Origin of the sequence: Rathayibacter sp. AY1F3, from assembly GCF_002931975.1 — a bacterium.
Classification (GTDB): domain Bacteria; phylum Actinomycetota; class Actinomycetes; order Actinomycetales; family Microbacteriaceae; genus Rathayibacter.
Genome location: NZ_PSVF01000007.1, coordinates 78,517 through 100,030 on the forward strand (window position 1 = coordinate 78,517; position 21,514 = coordinate 100,030).

Genomic DNA, 21,514 nt, shown 5'->3' on the forward strand with positions numbered 1-21,514 from the left:
GAAGACTGGGAGGGGATCGCGTCCTCTGCGAGGTTATTCACAGGAAACGGTGCGGCCCAGTCCCCCCTGCCAGATTTCATCCGGACGAAACACGGACCGGGCCGGCGGGTCGGTCAGGCTGTCGCCGGGCTCTCGGCCCACTCGCGGAGCATCGCGAGCGTCTCCTCCGGACGGTCGCGGTGGGGGCTGTGACCTGCGCCGGCCACGACCGCGTACCGGATGCGCGGATTAGCGCGCAGCACCAGGGCGGCGAGGGAGGGAGGGAGCAGCGTCTCGACCTGCGGATCGCCGGCCAGCACGAGGACCGGCGGGCGGAGGCCCGGCAGGTCCGCCAGCAGGTCCCACGGGTCGTTGTCGTCGATCGTCGCGGCGACCGCGGCCGGATCGGCGGCCCGCACCGCGGCGAGCTTCTCGGCCCGGTCCCGCTCGTCCCAGAGCGGCTGCGCGACCGCGAGCTCCTCGGCCGAGACCGAGAGACCGGCGAGCTCGCCCGCGCGGACGGCGGCCCGCTGCTCCGGGGCGAGCCGGAGCACCGGGTCCAGCAGCGCCAGGCGCCCCGCCCAGCCGGAGTCGCGGGCGGCGGCGCGCACCGCGACCGCTCCGCCGAGCGAGTGCCCGACGACGAGGTCGAACGGTCCCCGCGCGAGGGCGTCGTCGGCGTAGGCGTCGTGGCGGGAGGAGCCGCCGCGCGGCCCGTCGCCGTGTCCGCGCAGGTCGGGAGCGGAGACGCTCCAGCCCGCCGCGGTCAGCTCGCGGCTCAGCCGCCACCAGGTGCGGCCCGAGCCACCCAGGCCGTGCAGGAGCAGGACCCTGCCCGCCGTCATCGCCGGAGCCTCAGTCGAAGCGCGGGTCGCGGCCGGTGCGCTCACCGGTAGCGAGCCCGGCGATCGCGGCGAGGTCCTCGTCGTCGAGGGCGAAGCCGAAGACGTCCAGGTTCTCGCGGATCCGCTCCGGCGTCACCGACTTCGGGATCACGACGACGCCGAGCTGCACGTGCCAGCGCAGCACCGCCTGCGCCGGCGAGACGCCGTGCTTCGCGGCGATGCGGGCCAGGGCCGGCTCGTCGAGGAGGCGCCCGCGGGCCAGCGGCGACCAGGCCTCGGTGACGATCCCGTGGGCGGCGTCGAAGGCGCGCAGCTCCTCCTGGGGCAGCCGCGGGTGCAGCTCGACCTGGTTGATCGCGGGCACCACTCCCGTCTCGTCGAGCAGGCGCTGCACGTGCTCCTCGGCGAAGTTCGAGACGCCGATCGAGCGGGCCCGCCCCTCGCTCTGCAGGCGCTCGAGGGCACGGTAGGTGTCGACGTAGCGGTCGCGCGAGGGGATCGGCCAGTGCACGAGGTAGAGGTCGACGTAGTCGGTGCCGAGCAGCTCGAGGCTCCGGTCGAAGGCGGCGAGGGTCTCGTCGAAGCCGTGGTCGTCGTTCCAGACCTTGGTCGTCACGAAGACCTGCTCGCGGGGGAGGCCGCTCGCGCGGATCCCCTCGCCGACTCCGCGCTCGTTGCCGTAGAGGGTGGCGGTGTCGACGTGCCGGTAGCCGGCCTCCAGGGCGACGGCGACCGTGCGGGCCGCCTCCTCGTCGCCGATCTTGTAGACGCCGAGCCCGAGCTGGGGGATCGCGCGGCCGTCGTTGAGGGGGATCAGGGGGACGCTCATGCCTCCCATGCTGGCATGCGCCTCAGACGCTCCAGTCGAGCTCGCCGTGCGGTCCCACGTGCACGTCGTCCTCGATCAGCGCCGCGAGACCGGCCACCCCGAAGAGGAGGCGCCGCTCGGCGCGCTCCGCGTCGCTGCGCTCGTCGATGCCGCGCACGGCGAAGTGCACGTCGTGGCCCGCCTGCAGGCCCTCGACGCCGAGCCGGCCGCGGAGCGCACGCACGGGGCGCCGGCCGATGCCGAGACCCCGCCAGAGGGAGCCCGTCTCGAGGACCACCGCCGTCTCGGAGGCGACGACCCCGTGCTGCTCGCGGTGCGCGGTGAGCTGCCACCCGTAGCCGAGGTGGTGCAGGCGGGTCGAGTGCGGGCCGCGCCAGGCGTGGGAGGACTCCTCGCGGCGGAAGTAGACGGGACTCGGGCGGAAGGACCCCTGCCAGAGCGCGGCGGCGAGCTCGGTGCACCACTCCGGGGTCTCCGGATCGGACCAGGGGTCGAGGAGGTCGGTCCGGGCGGCGGCGCGCCGGTGCTCGCGCACCAGCTCCTCCGCGTCCTCCCGCAGTCCCATGCCGCCCCCTCGCCGTCGTGGGCCTTCACCCTAGGGTGCCCGACAGGCGCCGGACAACCGGGGTGGCGGCCTAGGAGGGCAGCGTGACCGGCTCGGTGTCGGGAAGCGGGCTGGCGTCGCGCCCGCGGAGATCCGGGTGGTACCGGCGGCCGAGCAGGGGCACCAGGAAGCCGACCAGGGCGAAGGCCGCGGCGACGACGATGGCGGCGGTCGGCCCGGCCTGGTCGATCTGCACGCCGGCGATCGCGGAGCCCAGCGCCGCGCCGATCAGCTGACCAGTGCCGACCCAGCCGTAGGCCTCCGCCGTGTCCGAGAAGCGCACGCTCGAGGCGGTGATCGCGAACAGCGCCGCGAGAGCGGGGGCGATGCCGATGCCGGCGAGGAACAGCGTGACGCACAGCCACCAGAAGTCGGTCGAGACCGCCGCCAGGCCCATGCCGACCGTGACGATCAGCATCCGCCGCGCGGTCGCCCACCGGCTGATCGGGATGTGGCCGAGGGCGAGGCCGCCGACCAGGGACCCCGCCGCGAACACGGCGAGCACGACGCCCGACTCGACTCCGCCCTCGCCGAACACCGCGACCACGCCCGCCTCGACCGCCGAGCAGGCGCCGATCAGGAGGAAGCCGACGACCGTGGCCAGCAGCACCGGGGGCTTCGTGAGCACCACGCCGAGGCGGCGCTTCGAGCGCGGGATGCGGACGCGGCCCACCTCGGGCGAGGCGATGAACCAGATCCCGCCGCCGATCAGGAACGCGGCGGCGGTCAGGATGCCCGCGACCGTCGACACCTGGATCGACACGAGCGTCGCCAGCACCGGGCCGAGCACCCAGATGATCTCCTGCGCGGAGGCGTCGAGCGAGAAGAGCGGGGTCAGCTGCGAGCTGGTGACCATCTTGGGGTAGATGGTCCGCACGGCCGGCTGCACCGGCGGCATGCTCAGGCCGGCGATGAACCCGATCACGACGAACTGCCACACCTCGAGCGGGAGCACGGCCATCGCGATGATCGCGCCCGCGCAGACCACGAGGGTGATCGTCAGCACGCGGCGCATCCCGAGCCGCCCCATCAGGCGGCTGGTCAGCGGCCCGGCGATGGCCTGCCCGATCGACATCGAGCCGAGCACCAGGCCGGCGGCGGCGTAGGAGTGGTGCACCCGCTCCACGTGCAGGAGGAACGCCAGCGAGAGCATCCCGAACGGGAAGCGCGCGGTCAGCTGCGCGAGGATGATGCGCCCCACCCCGGGGGTCTTCAGGAGATCGGTGTAGCTGCCCACCGGACGACACTAGCGCTCCGGAGGGGACTGCGGTTCGTCGAGGGAGACCGCTGCCCGAGGGCCCCTCGACGGGTCGCGGTTCCCTCGGCGGAGGGGCGCGTCAGCCGGCCAGCACCTTGCGGATCCGCTGCAGCGACACGCTCTCGGCGGTGCCGAGCGACTGCGCGAAGAAGCTCACCCGCAGCTCCTCGATCATCCAGCGGGCGCGCGCGATCCGCTCCGGGGCGTGCGCGGGCAGCGGCACGACGCCGCCTGCCGAGCGGTAGAGCTCCTGGGCCGCCTGCACCTCGTTCAGCCAGACGCGGTCGCGCCCGACGTTCTCGGCGATCTTTCCGAAGCGCTCGGTGATCCCGCCGAGGTAGCGCGGGAGGTGCCGCAGCCGCTCCACTCCGGTCGCCGAGACGAAGCCCGGGTAGACCAGGCCGGAGAGCTGCTCCCGCGCATCCGTGAGGGCGGGCAGGAGCGCCATGCTCGTCGAGGCCTTGAGCGCCTTCTCGACGCCCCGGGCGGTGGTGAGGATCGTCGTGACCGTCTTCACGGTCTCGAACATCGCGTCCATGACGCTCGCGGAGACCCGGTCGCGCACGGCGTCGAACTCGGCGCGGAGGAAGAGCATCCCGTCGGGCTTCATCCGCCAGAGGACCGCGTCGACGCAGGCGAGCAGGCAGTCGGTGAAGAGCGCGGTCGTGTTCTGGTACGGGCTCTGCGCGAGCACGAGCTTCTCGTTCGAGGTGAGGTGCTGCTGCACGTAGGCGACGGGGCTCGGCGTCGCGAGCAGGAGGAGGCGGCGGACGCCTCGCGGGTGCTCGCGCGCCTGGTCCTCGGCCGTGGCGAGCAGGCGGATCGAGACCGAGTCGCCGTCGTCGATCAGGGCGGGGTAGGCGCGGATGGTGTTCCCGCCCTGCCGGGTGTCGGTGACGCGGGGCAGCTCCGGCATGTCCCAGGTCTTCAGGTCCCGGCGCTCGAGCGCGTCGGGGACCCGGGCCTCGACCACGCGGGCGACCTCGTCGCGGACCCGGCCGCGCAGGCGCTCGGCCAGCGGGGCGAGCTCCTTGCCGGCGGCGATCGTGCGCCCCCGCTCGTCGGCGACGGCGAAGGTGACCCGCAGGTGCGAGGGGATGCGCTCGAGGTCGAAGTCCTCGGGCTGCACCACCACGCCGGCCTCGCGGCGGATCGCTCCGGCCAGGGTCGCCGCGAACGACTCCGTCGGCGGGTTCGGCACGTCGTGCGGCAGGGCCGCGGTGAGCTTGCGCGCCCAGTCGTTCGCGGGCACCACGTTCCGGCGCAGGTGCTTGGGCAGCGCCTTGATCATCGCGGTGACCAGCTCGGCCCGGAGTCCCGGCACCAGCCAGTCGAAGCCGAGGGGCGTCACGCGGGGCAGGAGGGCGAGCGGCACGTGCACCGTCACTCCGTCCTCCTCCGTCCCCGGCTCGAACCGGTACGAGAGGCGGAAGCGCTGGTCGGCCTGGCGCCACTGCGTGGGGAACGCGGTCTCGTCGATCTGCTCCGCGTCCTCGGGGAGGAGCGTCTCCTGCGTCATCGTCAGCAGGTCGGGCTCGTCGTGCTGGGTCGTCCGCCACCAGGAGTCGAACGAGCGCACCGAGGTGATCTCGCGGGGGAGTCGGCGGTCGTAGAAGTCGAACACGGCCTCGTCGTCGACGAGCAGGTCGCGGCGGCGCGTGCGCTCCTCCAGCCGCTCGAGCTCGGCCCGCAGGGCCCGGTTCTTGCGGTCGAAGGCGTGGCGCGACTCCCACTCGCCCTCGACGAGGGCGTGCCGGATGAACAGCTCGCGGGCGTACGAGGCGTCGATCCGCGAGAACTGGACGCGGCGGCGGGCGATGATCGGCACGCCGTAGAGCGTGACCTTCTCGTAGGCGACGGCCGCGCCCTGCGACTTCTCCCAGTGCGGCTCGCTGAACTGCCGCTTCACGAGGTCGCCCGCGATCGCCTCGGCCCAGGCCGGATCGATCGCGGCGTTCGAGCGGGCGAAGAGGCGGCTGGTCTCGACCAGCTCGGCGCTCATCACCGCGTCGGGGAGCTTCTTGGCCAGGGCGCTGCCGGGGAAGATCGAGAACTTCGCGTTGCGGGCGCCGATGTACTGCACGTTCTGGCGCTCGCGGCTCTTCGCCGCGCGCTGCGCCTGCTGCGAGGTGGTGTCCTTGATGCCCAGGTGCGAGAGCAGGCCGGCCAGGAGGCTCCGGTGGATCCCGTCGGGGTCGACCTTCGGCTCGCCCAGCTCGAGCTTGAGGGGGCGCGCGAGCTGGCGCAGCTGGCGGAACACGTCCTGCCACTCGCGCACGCGCAGGTAGTTGAGGTACTCGGCCTTGCACAGGCGCCGGAAGGCGCTCGAGGAGAGCTCCTCCTGCTTCTCCTCCACGTAGTTCCAGAGGTTCAGCAGGGTGAGGAAGTCGCTGGTGGGGTCGACGAAGCGCGCGTGCTGCTGGTCGGCCTGCGCGCGGCGCTCGAGCGGGCGCTCGCGGACGTCCTGGATCGTGAGGCCCGCGACGATCGCCATCACCTCGCGGCTGACGCCGTGGCGGCGCGACTCGATCACCATCCGGCCGAAGCGCGGATCGATGGGGAGCCGCGCGAGGTCGCGCCCGATGCGCGTGAGCTGCGGTGCGGCCTCCGCCCCCTTGCGCGGGATGCCGCTCGAGTGCGCGCTCGGCGGCGTGCCGCGCACCGGAGCGGCATCCCGTGGAGCAGCGGAGGCGGCGGAGGGGGAGCCGGGGACGCGGAGGGCGCCGAGCTCCGTGAGCAGGTCGAGGCCGTCCTTGATGCCGCGGGAGTCGGGCGGAGTGAGGAACGGGAACGACGCGATGTCGCCCAGTCCGAGCGAGATCATCTGCAGGATCACCGCGGCCAGGCCCGTGCGCAGGATCTCGGGATCGGTGTACTCGGGGCGGCGGAGGTAGTCCTCCTCGGAGTAGAGGCGGATCGCGATGCCCGCGCTCGTGCGGCCCGAGCGGCCGGAGCGCTGATTCGCGGAGGCCTGCGACACCGCCTCGATCGGCAGCCGCTGCACCTTCGAGCGGGCGCTGTAGCGCGAGATGCGGGCCGTGCCGCCGTCGATCACGTAGCGGATCCCGGGGACGGTGAGGCTCGTCTCCGCCACGTTGGTCGCGAGCACGACGCGGCGGCGGACGCCGGGGGTGCGCCCCTTCTCGAAGACGCGGTGCTGATCGGCCGCCGACAGGCGCCCGTAGAGGGGGAGCACCTCGGTGCCCGGCAGGTTCCGACCGCGGATGGCGTCCTCGGCGTCGCGGATCTCGTTCTCGCCCGAGAGGAACACCAGGACGTCGCCCGGATCCTCGCGCGCCAGCTCGGCCAGGGCGTCGGCTATGCCGGTCATCAGGTCGCGGCTGCCGCTCGTCGCGTCGGGGACGTCGGTGTCGTCGTCCTCCTCCGGCTCCTCGGCGACCAGCGGGCGGTAGCGGATCTCGACCGGGTAGGTGCGGCCGGAGACCTCGATGATCGGCGCGGGCTCGCCGGCGGTGTCGGCGAAGTGGGCCGCGAAGCTCTGCGGGTCGATCGTCGCCGAGGTGATGATCACCTTCAGGTCGGGGCGCTGCGGCAGCAGGCGGTGCAGGTAGCCCAGGAGGAAGTCGATGTTGAGGCTGCGCTCGTGAGCCTCGTCGATGATGATCGTGTCGTACCGGCTGAGCATCCGGTCGTGGTTCATCTCGTTGAGCAGGATGCCGTCGGTCATCAGCTTGATCCGCGTCGAGGCGGACGCCTTGTCGGTGAACCGGACCTGGTAGCCGACCAGCCCGCCGACCTCGTCGTCGAGCTCCTCCGCGATGCGCTCGGCGATGGTGCGCGCGGCGATGCGCCGGGGCTGCGTGTGCGCGATGCTCTCGCGGCCGAGCTCCAGGCAGATCTTCGGCAGCTGGGTCGTCTTGCCCGATCCGGTCGCGCCGGCGACGATGACCACCTGGTGGTCGCGGATCGCGGCGGCGATGTCCTCGCGCCGCGCCGACACGGGGAGTTCGGGCGGGTAGCGGATGCTGAGCACGTCTGACATGAGCCCTCCATCCTACGCCGCGTGCGACAATGCCCTGTCTCGTGAAACATCGCGGGCCACCCTGCCCGGTCGGGCGCTCCGGCGCCGGTCGACCGCGGCGCACGATCCCGTGGAGCACCCCGATGAATCCGCAGTCCCTGCTGGTCGTGCTGAACATCGTGCTGCTGCTCTTCGCGATCCGGGGCGTGCTGTCCAACCCGAGGCTCTCGAAGGTCGCGAAGGTCTCCTGGGTGGCGTTCATCGTGATCGCGCCGTTCATCGGCAGCCTCGCCTACCTGGCGGTGGGCCGTCGCGGCGGGAGCGGCGGAGGCGGCACGGTCGTGCGCGGCACGGAGCGGCCGTCGGGCTGGTTCTTCGAGCGCTGAGCGGGCGGGCGTCCCGGCGGCGGGGGAGACCCGCGGACGTCGGCGCCCCGCGGACCTCCTGACCCTCCGTCCCGCGGCAACCCCCTGACCGCAGGCTCCGCCCGCGTCTAGCGTGGAGCGCATGGCCGATCGTCTGCGCTCCAGTGTCAGCCCCTACCTCCGCTCGCACGCGGACAATCCGGTCGACTGGTTCCCCTGGGGCGAGGAGGCGTTCGCCGAGGCGGTGCGCCGCGACGTCCCGGTGATGGTGTCGATCGGCTACTCCACCTGCCACTGGTGCCACGTGATGGCGCGGGAGTCGTTCTCGGATCCGGTGCTCGCCGCTCGGCTGAACGCGGACTTCGTCGCGGTGAAGGTCGACCGCGAGGAGCATCCGGACGTCGACACGGCCTACCTGACGGCCGCGAGCGCGTTCACCCGGCAGCTCGGCTGGCCGCTGACGGCCTTCGCCACCCCCGCCGGCGAGACCTTCTTCGCCGGCACCTACTTCCCGCCGCGCGCCGTCGGCGGCGTGCCCGCCTTCTCCGACGTCCTCGACGCGGTCTCGGAGGCGTGGCGGCTGCGGCGCGACGAGGTGCAGGCGACGGCGGGCGGCCTGGCCGCGGCTCTGCGCGAGGCGACCGCGGCGCTGCCCGCCGATTCCGCGCTGCCCGGCGACGCCGAGCTCGACGGCGCCGTCCGCGCACTCGCGGACGAGGAGGACCGGGTGCACGGCGGCTTCGGCGGCGCCCCGAAGTTCCCGGTCGCCCCCGTGCTCGGGTTCCTGGCTTCGCGGCCCTCGGGAGCGGCGCTCGCCGAGCGCACGCTGCTCGCGCTGGCCGCGTCCCCGCTCCGCGACCGCGACGGGGGCTTCTTCCGCTACGCGACGCAGGCCGACTGGAGCGATCCGCACTACGAGCGGATGCTGTACGACAACGCGCAGCTGCTCGACGTCGCTGCCGTCCTGCTCGGGCACGACGGCGCCCGGGTGGAGGAGCTGACCGGGATCGCGGAGGGCGTCGCCGCGTTCCTCCTGACCACTCTCGAGCGGCCGGGCGGCGGCTTCGCATCGGCGCAGGACTCGGAGAGCATCGTCGACGGTCAGCGCTCGGAGGGCGGCTACTACCTCGCCGAGGACCGGTCCCGCCTCGCGCCTCCCGCTCTCGATGAGAAGGTCGTCACCGGCTGGAACGGCCTGGCGATCCGCGCGCTCGCCCGCGCCGGACGCGTGCTCGGACGGGAGGAGTGGATCGACGCCGCCCGGCGCGCGGCGGACGCGGTGCTGCAGCGGCACCTCGTCGACGGCCGCGTCGCGGTGCGCGCCTCCCTCGACGGTGCCGTCTCCGCGGCCCGCCCGGCGCTGGAGGACCTCGGGATGCTGGCCGGCGGGCTCCTCGAGCTCGCCCTGGCGGAGGGACGTCCGCGCTACGCGGTCGCGGCGCGCACCCTGATCGACGGCGCGCTCGACGCGGCCGACGGCCCGCTGCCGTTCGCGCTGCCCGGGGGAGGGGACCCGGCGCTGACCGCGCGGGGACTCCTGCTCGCGGCCGATCCCTCCGAGGGCGCCTACCCCTCCGGCCTGTCGGCGACGGCGGACGCGGCGCACGAGCTGTACCTGCTCACCGGATCGCAGCGCTACCGGGAGGCGGCCGAGGCGGTCGTCGCCTCGATCGCTCCGGGCGCGGTCCGCCGGCCGATGGGCTTCGGCGCCGTGCTCGGGCTCGCTTCGCGGCTGGCTCGCCCGGTGCGGCAGCTGGTCGTCGTGGGCCCCGGCGCGGCGGAGGCGGTGCAGGGCGCGCGGTCCGCCGGGATCGGCGTGCTGGTCGGCGTGTCCGACGAGGGCGCCCGGGACTGGGCGGACGCGGGCTTCGAGCTGTTCGAGGGGCGGATCTCGCGGGAGGGGCTGCCGACCGCCTACTCCTGCGAGGCCTTCGTCTGCGCCCTGCCGACGACCCGCCTCCCGGAGGAGCTGCTCACGCGGCCGTGACCACCAGCGGCGCCGCGGGGTCGGCGGCCCACTCGTTGAGCGAGCCGTCGTAGACGACCGCCGTGTGGACTCCGAGCACCGCCAGTGCGAGTGCATCGGCCGTCGCGGCGATCCCGCCCCCGCAGTAGAGGACGATCCGCTCGGCCTGGAGAGCGTCTCCGAACAGCGACCGCAGCCGCTCCGGCGGCAGGAGCGTGTTGTCGGCGCGGTCGACGAGCCGCCCGGCGGGGACGCTCCGCGAGCCCGGCAGGTGTCCGAGGCGGGGGCGGCGCCCCTCCTCCCCGGTGAACTCCTTCGGCGGGACCGCGCAGACCAGCGCCCCGGGAGCCTCGCCGCGCACGACCCTCTCGACGCCGGCCTTGTCGATCCAGAGCGGCCGCTCCTCGCGCACGCTGATGCCTCCGCCCACGGCGGGCTCGACGTGCCCCGTCTCGATCGGGCGCTCCTCCCGCCGCCAGGCCGGGAGCCCGCCGTCGAGCACCGCGACGGCGTCGTGCCCGGCCGAGCGCAGCAGCCACCACACGCGCGAGGCCCACTGGCCGACCGCGGAGTCGTACACGACGACCACCGAGTCGTCGTCGATGCCGAGCGCGGCGGTCGCGGCGGCGAAGCGCTCCGGGTCGAGCCGGGTGAAGGGCAGGGGAGCCGCCGGATCCGACAGCTGCTCGAGCAGGTCGCCGAACACGGCGCCGGGGACATGCCCCTCGAGGAGGTACTGCTCGTCGCCGCTCAGGTAGCCGGGCCGCCCGTCGAAGCCGGGCACGAGCAGCACGCTGGCGTCGACGACGACGAGGTGCTCGCGGCCGAGCTGGTCGGCGAGCCACTGGGTCGAGACGATCGGCCGGGCGAGGTACGGGGCGGAGGAGGTGCTCACCCGCCCCACGGTAGGCGCGACCGCCGACAGGCGCGCCCCCGTGCGTCACGCACGGTCACGGACGCCGCCGGGCGCTCAGCACTCGATGACGTTGACCGCGAGGCCGCCCTCGCTCGTCTCCTTGTACTTCGACGACATGTCGATGCCGGTCTGGCGCATCGTCTCGATGACCGCGTCGAGCGACACGCGGTGGTCGCCGTCGCCGTGCAGCGCGAGGCGGGCCGCGCTCACGGCGGTGGAGGAGGCGATCGCGTTCCGCTCGATGCAGGGGATCTGCACGAGGCCGCCGACCGGGTCGCAGGTCAGTCCGAGGTGGTGCTCCATCGCGATCTCGGCCGCGTTCTCGACCTGGCGCGGAGTGCCGCCGAGCACCGCGCAGAGCGCTCCGGCGGCCATCGCGCAGGCCGAGCCGACCTCGCCCTGGCAGCCCGCCTCCGCACCGGAGATCGAGGCGTTCGTCTTGCAGAGCGAGCCGATCGCGGTGGCGGTGAGTAGGAAGCGGCGCAGCCCCGCGCGATCGGCCCCCGGGACGAAGCGGAGGTAGTAGTGCCCGACGGCGGGGATGATGCCCGCCGCTCCGTTCGTCGGAGCCGTCACGACGCGCCCGCCTGCGGCGTTCTCCTCGTTCACCGCGAGGGCGAAGGCGTGGAGCCACTCCACCGAGGTCGCGCGGGCGCGGTCGAGCGGATCCTCCTCGAAGGCCTCGAGGCGCTCGCGCAGCACCGAGGCGCGGCGGCGGACGCCCAGGCCGCCCGGCAGCACGCCGTCGGTCGCCAGGCCGTGCTCGACGCAGGCGGCCATGGCGTCCCAGATCGCGTCGAGGCGGGCGTCGATGTCGACCCCGGGGTGCAGAGCGCGCTCGTTCGCGGCGGCGATCTCGGCGATGCCGGAGCGGGTCCGGTCGCAGGTCGCCAGCAGGTCGAGCCCGGAGACGAAGGGGTAGGGGTGCGGGGCCAGCGCAGCCAGCTCGGCGCGCTCGCCCGCGCGCCGGATGAAGCCGCCGCCGATCGAGTAGTAGGTCTCCTCCCACACCGGCAGCGGGTCGTCTCCGACCCAGACGCTGAAGGTGAGGGCGTTCGGGTGCTCCGGCAGCCTCGTGCGCGGCTCGAAGACGACGTCGTCGCGCGTCATCGCGAGGCGCTGCTCGCCGGCCAGGAGGATCGTCCCCTCCGCGTCGAGGCGCTGCCAGGCCCCGCGCACCAGCGCCGGGTCGCACGTCTCGGGGTCCAGGCCGGCGAGACCGGCGACCACCGCGTCGGGGGTGCCGTGGCCGATCCCGGTGGAGCCGAGCGAGCCGTAGAGGGTGCAGCCCACCCGGCTCACACGGCCGAGGAGCCCGGCGTCGCGGATCTGCTCGGCGAGGGCGAGGGCGGCGCGCATCGGCCCGACGGTGTGCGAGCTGGACGGGCCGATCCCCACGCTGAACAGGTCGAGGACGGAGACGTAGGCGCTCATCCACCGAGACTACGCCGGGGCCGGCGGAGTGCGCCGCCCGAGCCGCGCCCGCGACGAAGAGTCACGGAGATCCGGCGTCGACGAGGGTCTGCGGCGGGTCAGCGCAGCGTCTTGCGCGCCGAGATCTGGCCGGTGTCGAAGCCGAGCAGGTGCAGGCCGCCGTGGAAGCGGGCGTGCTCGACCTTGATGCAGCGGTCCATCACGACGGTCAGGCCCTTCGACTCGCCGTACTCGGCCGCCTCCTGGTTCCAGATCCCCAGCTGCACCCAGACCGTGGGCGCGCCGACGGCGAGGACGTCGTCGATCACGGCGGGGATGTCGCTCGCCTTGCGGAACACGTCGACGATGTCGGGCACGACCGGGAGCTCGGCGAGACTGCGGTAGACCGGCTGCCCCAGGATCTCGGTGGCGTTCGGGTTCACGAAGTAGAGCTCGTAGTCGCTCGACTGCTGCAGGTAGGTGGCGACGAAGTAGGAGGAGCGGGCCGGGTTCGGCGAGGCGCCGACGATCGCCACGGTCTTCGCGCGGCGGAGGATGTCGAGTCGCCTGCGGGCGTCGGGGCCCACCCAGGTGCGCTGCGAGCGGAGCATCTTCGCCAGCGGCGAGTTCGCCGGGACCGAGCAGCTCAGCCCGTTGGACAGCTGGACGACCGTGTCGGCGGTGTCGGTGGTGCTCATGCTCAGACCTCCACGGCCGGGGTGTGCAGGGTGGTGGTCGTGTCCTCGGGGAGCTCGGTCGGAGCGTCGGGGGTGCCGTGCTCCTCGACCGCGCGGGCGAGCGCCTGGTCGAGATCGTAGATGATGTCGTCCGCGTCCTCGATGCCGACGGAGAGGCGGACGAGTCCGGGGAGGACGCCCGCGTGGAGGAGCTGGTCCTCGGTGAGCTGGGCGTGGGTGGTTGAGGCGGGGTGGATCACCAGCGTCTTCGCGTCGCCGATGTTGGCGAGGTGGCTGGCGAGGTCGACCGATTCGATGAAGGTCTGGCCGACGGCGCGGCCGCCCTTGACCACGAAGCTGAAGACCGAGCCCGGTCCCTTCGGCAGGTACTTCTGCGCGCGGTCGTGGTGCGGGTGCGCGGGGAGCCCGGCCCAGTAGACGGCCTCGATCCGGGGGTCGGCGTCGAGCCATTCGGCGACGCGACGCGCGTTGTCGACGTGCGCCTGGATCCGGTACGGCAGCGTCTCGACGCCCTGGGCGAGCAGGAACGCGGAGTGCGGAGCGAGGACCGGCCCGATGTCGCGCAGCTGCTCCGCGCGCAGGCGCGTGAGGAAGCCGTACTCCCCGAAGTTGCCGTCCCACGACAGGTCTCCGTAGGAGGCGACCGGGTCGTGCAGCAGCGGGAACTTCTCGGGGGAGTAGTGGAAGCGCCCCGACTCGACGACGACGCCGCCGAGCGTGGTGCCGTGCCCTCCGAGGAACTTCGTGGCCGAGTGGATGACGATGTCGGCGCCCCACTCGATCGGGCGGACGAGGTACGGCGTGGCGACCGTGGAGTCGATGATCAGCGGGATGCCGGCGGCGTGCGCGACCGCGGCGAGGCCCTCGATGTCGGCGATCTCGCCGGAGGGGTTCGCGATCGTCTCGGCGTAGAGCACCTTGGTCTTCTCGGTGATCGCCGCCGCGTAGTCGGCCGGGTCGCTCGAGCGGACGAAGGTGGTGTCCACTCCGAAGCGGCGGAGCGTGACGTCGAGCTGGGTGATCGATCCGCCGTAGAGGTTGGCGGAGGACACCACGTGGTCGCCCGCGCCGACGAGCGCCGCGAAGGTGATGAACTGCGCCGAGAGCCCGGAGGCCGTGGCGACGGCGCCGAGGCCGCCCTCGAGGCTCGCGACGCGCTCCTCGAAGGAGGCGACCGTGGGGTTCGACAGGCGCGAGTAGACGTTGCCGTACTTCTGCAGCGCGAAGCGGGCCGCGGCGTCGGAGGTGTCGTCGAAGACGAAGGCGCTGGTCTGGTAGATCGGCAGAGCGCGGGCGCCCGTCACCGCGTCGGGGATGTTGCCCGCGTGGATCGCACGCGTCTTGAAGCCGTACTCACGATCTGCCATGCGATCGACGCTAGCGGGAGCCGCCGACACCGCCGCGCCGGAGCGACGCATCGCGTAACAGAGCGGCCCCGCAGTGCAGAGCGACCGTGCGCGACAGAGCGGTCGAGCGGATCGGAGCGCCGATCAGAGCGCCAGCTGCACCGCGGCCAGTCCCATCGCCGCGATCGCCGCCCACGACACCAGGGCGACGAGCAGAGCACGCCACCCCGTCGTCACGAGCGCGCGCACCCGGACGGCACTGCCGAGCGCGAAGAGCGCCGCGGCGAGGAGCCAGGTCTGCGCGGTGTCGGCGGCGGCGAGCAGTCCCTCCGGCAGGGGGAGGAGCGTGCGCAGCAGCACCGCGGCGAGGAACCCGACCACGAACAGCGGCACGATCGCCGGGCGCGTCCCGCCGGTCCCGCCGCCGCGCCTCGTGACCGCCGCCGCCACCGCGACCATCGGCGCCAGCATGACCACGCGGGTCAGCTTCACCACGACCGCCACGGCCAGCGCCGACGCACCCGCCACCTGGGCCGTCGCCACCACCTGGCCCACGTCGTGGACCGAGGCGCCGACCCAGTGCCCGAACTGCACGTCGGAGAGCCCGAGCGGCTGCTGCAGGGCGGGGAGCACCGCGATCGCGAGCGTGCCGCAGAGCGTCACCAGCGCGACCGGCGTCGCCTGCTCCTGCTCCTTCGCCCGGGTCGCTCCGGCCATCGCGCCGATCGCCGAGGCCCCGCAGATCGAGAAGCCCGCCGCGAGCAGCAGCGGCTCCTGCCCGGGCAGCCGGAGCGCCCGGCCCAGCGCCCAGGTCAGGCCGAAGGTGACCAGGACGATCCCGACGACGACCAGGATCGCGCCCCAGCCCAGCGCAGCGATGTCGATCAGCGAGAGCTTCAGCCCGAGCAGGACGATGCCGGCGCGCATCAGCGAGCGGGACGAGAACTTCAGGCCCGGCGCCAGCGCCCCACTCAGCAGGGGGCGCGCCGCGGGCAGCTGCGCCACGAGGATCCCGAGCGCGACCGCCGCGGTCAGCATCGGCACTGCCGGCACCGTCGCGTGCAGCAGGGCCGCGATCACCGCCGCGACGGCGCAGGCCGCGACTCCCGGGCCCAGCCGCCGGATCAGACCCACGAGGGCAGCCACATGTGGGCCTGCCAGAAGGGGAAGGACGTCTGCGCGCCGATCCAGAGCGGCAGGAAGTAGGCCGTCAGCGCCGCCGCCGCCACCGCGAAGACGAGCACCACGAGGACGCCCCGGGTGCGCCGCCTCCGCTCGTCGCCCGGACTCCCGATCACGATCCCGGCCGTCAGCGCCAGCGCCAGCATCATGTAGGGCTCGAAGACGACGCAGTAGAACTGGAACACCGTGCGGTCGAGGTAGAGCAGCCACGGCAGGTAGCCCGCGACGATCCCCATCAGCACGAAGCCGGCGCGCCACTCCCGGTACCGCGCGAGCCGGTAGAGGAGGTACACCAGCGCCAGGACCCCGGCGTACCAGATGAGCGGATTGGCGACCGAGGTGATCGCCTCGTCGCAGCGTGCGGCGGTGCAGCCGTCGACGCCCGTCGCCTGGTCGACGAAGTACATGCTGGTCGGCCGGAGCATGAGGAGCCAGGTGAGCGGGTTCGCCTCGTAGGGGTGCGAGGCCCGCAGGTTGATCGAGTAGTCGTACATCTGCACGTGGTAGTGCCAGAGGCTCTGCGCCCAGTCCGGCACCCACGCCAGAGCCCCGGTCCAGGCGTTGCCGGGGGCCTCCGACGCCCACTGCCGGGCCCATCCGCCGGAGGTGCGCAGCCAGCCCGTCCAGGTGACGAGGTAGGCGATCAGGGCGATCGGCACGACCAGGAGGAAGGTGACCGGACCCTGCTTGAGGATCGCGCCGCTGCCCCAGAACGGCACGCCCGCGCGGCGCCGCATCAGCGCGTCGACGACCACCGCGTACACGCCGTACGCCGCGAGGAAGTAGACGCCCGTCCACTTCACGCCCGCGGCCAGGCCGAAGAGCACGCCGGCCGCGAGCAGCCAGGGCCGCCACCACAGGACCGGCCCCCAGCTCGGCAGCGCTCCCGCCGCCACCTTCCGCGCCAGCTGCAGTTCGGCCCAGCGCCGGTCCAGCAGCACCGCCGCGACCCCGCAGAGCGCGACGAACATCAGGATCCCGTCCAGGAGCGACACCCGCGACATCACGATCGCGTGGCCGTCGAGCGCGAGCATCAGCCCCGCGAAGGAGGAGAGGAGGGTGGAGCGGAACAGGAGGCGGCCGATCACGATCACCAGCGCGACGGCGAGGATCCCCACGACGGCGGTCGCGACGCGCCAGCCGACGCTGTCGTCCGCGCCGAACACGCCCATCCCGAGCCCGATGATCCACTTGCCCAGCGGCGGATGCACCACGAAGGACGGCGCCCCCGTGAAGGTGTCCACGTCGCCGGCCGCGAAGCCGGGGTCCGGGTTCTCGGGCCAGGCGCCCTCGAACCCGAGGTTCCAGAGGGTCCAGGCGTCCTTCACGTAGAAGGTCTCGTCGAACACGAGCGAGCGCGGGTGGCCGAGGTTCCACAGCCGCAGCACCGCGGCCAGTGCGACCACCAGCAGCGGCAGTCCGAGCTCGTACAGCCGGCGGCGCGCGGGGGAGGCGACGAGCCGGGTGTGCAGGTCGTCGAACCAGGAGCCCCGCGGCACGTCCGGGAGCGGGGTGCGCTCCCGCGGTGCGGACGCCTCGGCGGGCTCCACCGGGACCGAGCGCGCCGATCCCGCCGCGTCCAGGAGCAGGTCGTCGAAGTCGCGCTGCGGTCGGTCCGTCACCCGGCCATGCTAACGGGGCGCCTCCTCCCGGGACGGCGGCGATCCGCGGCGGGAGGCCCCGGACCCGGCCTGGGAGACTGGCGGCATGATCATCCTCGCCGGCACTCCCATCGGAAACCTCGGCGACGCCTCCCGCCGGCTCGTGGAGGCGCTGGGCTCCGCCCGCCACGTCGCCGCCGAGGACACGCGCGTGACCATCCAGCTGATGCGCGCCCTGGGCGTCGAGAACCGGCCCGCCCTCTACGCCCTGCACGACCACAACGAGCGCGAGCGCGCCGCCGAGCTGGTGGAGCTGGCCCGCGAGGAGGACCTGCTCGTGCTGAGCGATGCTGGCATGCCCACGGTCTCGGACCCGGGCTACCACCTGGTCGAGGCGGCGGTGGCGGCGGGAGTCGCGGTCACCGCGCTGCCCGGTCCCTCGGCGGTGCTCATGGCGCTCGCCGTGTCCGGGCTCCCGACGGACCGCTTCAGCTTCGAGGGGTTCCTGCCCCGCCGGCACGGCGAGCGGGTCTCGACCTTCCGGGCGCTCGTCGACGAGCGGCGCACCATGGTCTTCTTCGAGTCCCCGCACCGGATCGGCGACGCGCTCGCCGACCTGGTCGAGGCGATGGGCCCGGAGCGGCGCGTCGTCGTCTGCCGCGAGCTCACCAAGATGTTCGAGGAGGTCCGGCGCGGCACGGCGGCCGAGCTGGCCGAGTGGGCGGCCGACGGCCTGCGCGGCGAGATCTGCCTGGTCGTCGAGGGAGCCCCCGCGAGGGAGGCGTCGCTCGAGGACGCGCTGGCCGACGTGCTGGCCCGCGTCGAGGCCGGATCGCGGCTCAAGGAGGCGTCGGCCGAGGTCGCCGAGATCACGGGGCTCTCGCGCCGCGCTCTCTACGAGGCGGCGCTCGCCTCCCGCCGCGGCTGAGAGCTCCCTCCCAGACGGCGCCCGCGGCCGGTCGTCCACGGCCTCCGTCACACGCCGGGAGCGGTGCCCCGCGGTGAATAGGATGGTCGCCATGTCCGACGGCGCCTCCTTCTACCTCACGACCCCGATCTTCTACGTGAACGACGTCCCGCACATCGGGCACGCGTACACCGAGGTCGCCGCCGACGTGCTCACCCGCTGGCACCGCCAGGCGGGCGACGACACCTGGCTGCTGACCGGCACCGACGAGCACGGCCAGAAGATCCTCCGCACCGCCACCGCCAACGGCACGACCCCCCAGGAGTGGGCCGACCGCCTCGTGAGGACCGCCTGGCAGCCGCTGCTCGAGACCATCGACATCGCCAACGACGACTTCATCCGCACCACGGACGCGCGGCACGAGGTCAACGTCCAGAAGTTCCTGCAGAAGCTGTACGACGAGGACGCGATCTACACCGGCGAGTACGAGGGCTACTACTGCGTGGGCTGCGAGGAGTACAAGCAGCTGTCCGACCTCGAGGAGGGCACCGGCGACTACGCCGGCCAGTACGTCTGCAAGATCCACTCGAAGCCGGTCGAGCTGCTGAAGGAGAAGAACTACTTCTTCAAGATGAGCGAGTACACCGAGCGGCTGCTCGCGCTCTACGAGGAGCGTCCCGACTTCGTCCAGCCCGAGTCGGCGCGCAACGAGGTCGTCAGCTTCGTCCGCCAGGGCCTGGCCGATCTGTCGATCTCCCGCTCCAGCTTCGACTGGGGCGTGAAGGTCCCGTGGGACGACTCGCACGTGGTCTACGTCTGGTTCGACGCGCTGCTCAACTACATCACCGCGGTCGGCTACGGCCAGGACGAGGCGGAGTTCGAGCGCCGCTGGCCCGCGACCCACATCGTCGGCAAGGACATCCTGCGCTTCCACGCGGTGATCTGGCCCGCCATGCTCATGGCCGCGGGCCTCGAGGTCCCCCGGCAGGTGTTCGGCCACGGCTGGCTGCTGGTCGGCGGCGAGAAGATGTCGAAGTCGAAGCTCACCGGCATCGCGCCCGAGCAGATCACCGACACCTTCGGCTCCGACGCCTTCCGCTACTACTTCCTCCGGGCCATCACCTTCGGCCAGGACGGCTCGTTCTCGTGGGAGGACCTGTCGGCGCGCTACCAGTCCGAGCTCGCGAACGGCTTCGGCAACCTCGCCTCGAGGGTCGTCGCGATGCTGCACCGCTACTACGACGGCGTCGTGCCCGCGCCGGGGGAGCCGACCGAGGCGGAGGAGCGCGTGCAGCGCATCGTCGCCGAGGCCGCCGCGTCGGCCGACCGGTCGATCGACGCGCTCGCGATCCACGACGCGATCACCGCCGTGTGGAGCATCGTCGAGGAGCTCAACGGCTACATCACCGAGCAGGAGCCGTGGGCACTCGCCAAGCGCGAGGAGCGCGAGCGCCTCGGCACGGTGCTCTACACCGCGACGGAGGGGCTCCGCGCCCTGGCCGTGCTGCTCTCGCCGGTCGTGCCGCGCGCGACGGCGTCCCTCTGGGAGGCGCTCGGCGTGACGGAGTCGCTCGGCGCCCTCACCGCGCAGCCGATCCGCGAGGCGGGCCGGTGGGGGGTCCTCCCCGTCGGCACGACCGTCGGGACGCTCGCCGCGCTCTTCCCGCGCATCGAGGCTCCCGCGTCCTGACGGCCGCGCCTCGACCCGTGGACGGAGCAGTCGCGCGGCCTGGAGTCGCCGACGGAGGATCCGCAGGAGAGTGCCCGATGACCGTGATCCGAACGCGAGGGGCCGGGTGCGAGCGGTCCTCCGCTCCGTGGACGGCGGTGCGCTGATGACGCGCGAGGTCTTGGACGCTCTCGAGCAGGCGGCCGAGCTCACCCGGCGCCACGTCGGGCACCCCGAGCGTGCCGCCGCGCTCGCCCTGCGCCTGCACCGGGTGACCGCTCCGACCGAGCTCGTCTACACCCGGTTCCCGCCGACCCTCAGCCTGGTTCTGGCCGGCCGGAAGCGCTCGGTGGTCGGCGACTCCGACGAGCGGTGGGGCGCCGGCCGCTTCCTGATCACCCCCGTCGACCTGCCGGTGGTCGCGGCCGTCGTGGAGACCGGCGACCGCGGCGACTTCCTGTCGGCCAACTGGCATCTCGACCCGCTCGTGGTGGCCGAGATCGCGGCGCTCGCCCCCCGGACGGCCCCGCGGGCTCCCGCCCCGCGGATCGGCACGGTCACGGAGGAGATGGCCGACTCGCTGCGCCGACTCTTCCGTCTGCTCGACGCCCCCGCCGACATCCCGGTGCTCGCCCCCGCGATCACGCGCGAGCTCGTGCTGCGGCTGCTGCAGACGGACCAGGCGCCCCGGCTGCTGGCCGCGTCCAGCACCGTCCGCTCGGAGGCCGTCTCCCGTGCGGTCGAGGCGATGAGCGCGTCGCTCTCGCGCGGCTGGACCCTCGGCGCGCTCGCCGCGGAGGCGGGCACCAGCGTGCCCACGCTCACCCGCCGCTTCCGCGAGCTGACCGGGATGTCGCCGCTGGGCTACCTGCGGCGGCTCCGCCTGGGGGAGGCCAGGAGGCTGCTCCTGGTCCGGGGCGACACCGCCGCGCAGGCCGCGGCCGCGGTCGGCTACGCGAGCGCGTCGCACTTCGGGCGCGACTACCGCCGCGCCTACGAGACGACCCCCGCGGCCGACGCTGCGCTCCACCCCGGGCCGCTCGTCCAGATCCACTGAGCGGCGGGCGCTGTCGCGGGGACTCCGAGCGGCGCGTACCGCGGCGTCAGACGCGGGCGCCGACGATGCCTCCGTCGACGTCGAGCGTCGTGCCGTGGACGTACGAGGCCTCGTCCGAGACGAGCCAGCGCACGGCCAGGGCGATCTCGTCCGGACGTCCGGGCCGGCCGGCGGGGGCGGACGCGGTCATCTGCTCCAGGATCGCGGCGGCGTGCTCATTGCCGGGCGTGAGAGTCGCGCCGGGCGCGACGGCGACCACGCGCACGCCGCTCGGGCCGTACTCGGCCGCCCACGCCCGCGTGAGGTGCTCCAGCGCCGCCTTGGTCGCGGGGTAGAGCGCGGTCCCGGGCGTTCCCACCCGTCCCATCCACGAGGTGATGTTGACGACCACTCCGCTCCCGCGCTCGGCCATGGCCGGGGCGATCGCCGCGACGAGCTGGTGCGGCACGCGGATGTTCGTGGTGAGGAGGGACTCGACGTCGGCGTCGCTGAGGTCGGCGGTCGGCCCCACCGGGAACACTCCGGCGTTGTTGACGAGGACGTCGATCCGCCCGTCGAGGAGGGTCAGCGCCCGGGCGGCGACGGTGCGGGTCTCCTCCGGCGTGCCCGCGAGGTCGGCGACGAGCGCGGAGGCGGTGCCCCCGTCGGCGCGGATGCCGCGGACGACGGACCCGACCCGCTCGGGGTCGCGTCCGTGCACGAGGACGTGAGCGCCGGCCCCGGCGAGCCGGCGGGCGATGGCCGCGCCGATCCCGCTCGAGGATCCGGTGACGAGGGCATGGCGCCCGGCGAGGGAGCCGGGTGCGGAGTGGGCGAGGAGCTCGGTGTCTGTCATGGCTCCAGCCTCCCTGCGGCGCGGGAGGCGGGCTGTCCCGATCCGATCGGGTGCTGACCCGA

17 protein-coding genes are annotated in these 21,514 nt (G+C 73.6%); 5 read left to right on the forward strand and 12 right to left on the reverse strand.

The features are described from left to right. Positions 1-113: 113 nt before the first annotated feature. The 5 genes from C5C39_RS06405 to hrpA all read right to left on the reverse strand — a co-directional run bounded on the left by C5C39_RS06405 (position 114) and on the right by hrpA (position 7,518). On the reverse strand, positions 114-824 hold the full coding sequence (locus C5C39_RS06405; protein WP_146083882.1) for an alpha/beta fold hydrolase: 711 nt from the start codon (positions 822-824) through the stop codon (positions 114-116). Between the two features lie 10 nt (positions 825-834). After that, complete coding sequence (locus C5C39_RS06410) at positions 835-1,653, reverse strand: aldo/keto reductase (protein ID WP_104274316.1); 819 nt, start codon at positions 1,651-1,653, stop codon at positions 835-837. Between the two features lie 22 nt (positions 1,654-1,675). Continuing rightward, complete coding sequence (locus C5C39_RS06415) at positions 1,676-2,218, reverse strand: hypothetical protein (protein WP_104226914.1); 543 nt, start codon at positions 2,216-2,218, stop codon at positions 1,676-1,678. 70 nt (positions 2,219-2,288) lie between these two features. Continuing rightward, positions 2,289-3,494, reverse strand: a complete 1,206-nt coding sequence (locus C5C39_RS06420; protein WP_104226915.1) for an MFS transporter — start codon at positions 3,492-3,494, stop codon at positions 2,289-2,291. A 100-nt stretch (positions 3,495-3,594) separates the two neighbouring features. Then, entirely contained in the window at positions 3,595-7,518 is a 3,924-nt protein-coding gene (gene hrpA, locus C5C39_RS06425; protein ID WP_104352929.1) for an ATP-dependent RNA helicase HrpA, read from the reverse strand. 122 nt (positions 7,519-7,640) lie between these two features. On the opposite strand from hrpA, the gene C5C39_RS06430 reads away from it, so the two are divergent. Together C5C39_RS06430 and C5C39_RS06435 are read left to right on the forward strand one after the other, a co-directional pair. After that, positions 7,641-7,883: a PLDc N-terminal domain-containing protein gene (locus C5C39_RS06430; RefSeq protein ID WP_160033960.1), complete on the forward strand. Its 243-nt coding sequence runs from the start codon at positions 7,641-7,643 to the stop codon at positions 7,881-7,883. Between the two features lie 121 nt (positions 7,884-8,004). After that, positions 8,005-9,849: a thioredoxin domain-containing protein gene (locus C5C39_RS06435; RefSeq protein ID WP_104352930.1), complete on the forward strand. Its 1,845-nt coding sequence runs from the start codon at positions 8,005-8,007 to the stop codon at positions 9,847-9,849. Here the strand turns inward: C5C39_RS06435 and C5C39_RS06440 are convergent. The 6 genes from C5C39_RS06440 to C5C39_RS06465 form a co-directional block, all read right to left on the reverse strand. Continuing rightward, positions 9,836-10,723, reverse strand: coding sequence for a sulfurtransferase (locus C5C39_RS06440; RefSeq protein WP_146083883.1), 888 nt, complete (start codon positions 10,721-10,723; stop codon positions 9,836-9,838). The genes C5C39_RS06435 and C5C39_RS06440 overlap by 14 nt on opposite strands. Positions 10,724-10,798: 75 nt before the next feature. After that, positions 10,799-12,178 carry an L-serine ammonia-lyase gene (locus C5C39_RS06445; RefSeq protein WP_104352932.1) on the reverse strand — a complete coding sequence of 460 codons (1,380 nt, stop codon included), beginning with the start codon at positions 12,176-12,178 and terminating at the stop codon, positions 10,799-10,801. Between the two features lie 98 nt (positions 12,179-12,276). After that, positions 12,277-12,855 (reverse strand): CoA-binding protein, encoded by a 579-nt coding sequence (locus tag C5C39_RS06450; protein ID WP_104237688.1) that lies wholly within the window; start codon positions 12,853-12,855, stop codon positions 12,277-12,279. Positions 12,856-12,857: 2 nt separating this feature from the next. Then, the gene (locus C5C39_RS06455) at positions 12,858-14,222 is read right to left on the reverse strand and encodes an O-acetylhomoserine aminocarboxypropyltransferase/cysteine synthase family protein (RefSeq protein WP_104226921.1); all 1,365 of its coding nucleotides are present in this window, start codon (positions 14,220-14,222) and stop codon (positions 12,858-12,860) included. A 123-nt stretch (positions 14,223-14,345) separates the two neighbouring features. Further along, the gene (locus tag C5C39_RS06460; protein WP_258075785.1) at positions 14,346-15,335 is read right to left on the reverse strand and encodes a YeiH family protein; all 990 of its coding nucleotides are present in this window, start codon (positions 15,333-15,335) and stop codon (positions 14,346-14,348) included. Then, positions 15,326-17,005: a dolichyl-phosphate-mannose--protein mannosyltransferase gene (locus C5C39_RS06465; RefSeq protein WP_258075786.1), complete on the reverse strand. Its 1,680-nt coding sequence runs from the start codon at positions 17,003-17,005 to the stop codon at positions 15,326-15,328. Before C5C39_RS06465 ends, C5C39_RS06460 begins: the two co-directional genes overlap by 10 nt. An 85-nt stretch (positions 17,006-17,090) precedes the next feature. Here C5C39_RS06465 and rsmI point away from each other — a divergent pair, with 85 nt between their 5' ends. The 3 genes from rsmI (at position 17,091) to C5C39_RS06480 (ending at position 20,617) form a co-directional block, all read left to right on the forward strand. After that, the gene (rsmI, locus tag C5C39_RS06470; RefSeq protein ID WP_104226923.1) at positions 17,091-17,912 is read left to right on the forward strand and encodes a 16S rRNA (cytidine(1402)-2'-O)-methyltransferase; all 822 of its coding nucleotides are present in this window, start codon (positions 17,091-17,093) and stop codon (positions 17,910-17,912) included. Between the two features lie 91 nt (positions 17,913-18,003). Then, entirely contained in the window at positions 18,004-19,581 is a 1,578-nt protein-coding gene (gene metG / locus C5C39_RS06475) for a methionine--tRNA ligase (protein ID WP_104226924.1), read from the forward strand. 70 nt (positions 19,582-19,651) lie between these two features. After that, complete coding sequence (locus C5C39_RS06480) at positions 19,652-20,617, forward strand: AraC family transcriptional regulator (RefSeq protein ID WP_258075787.1); 966 nt, start codon at positions 19,652-19,654, stop codon at positions 20,615-20,617. A gap of 46 nt (positions 20,618-20,663) precedes the next feature. On the opposite strand, the gene C5C39_RS06485 is transcribed toward C5C39_RS06480, so the two are convergent. Next, complete coding sequence (locus tag C5C39_RS06485) at positions 20,664-21,452, reverse strand: SDR family NAD(P)-dependent oxidoreductase (protein ID WP_104352934.1); 789 nt, start codon at positions 21,450-21,452, stop codon at positions 20,664-20,666. Positions 21,453-21,514 lie beyond the last annotated feature (62 nt).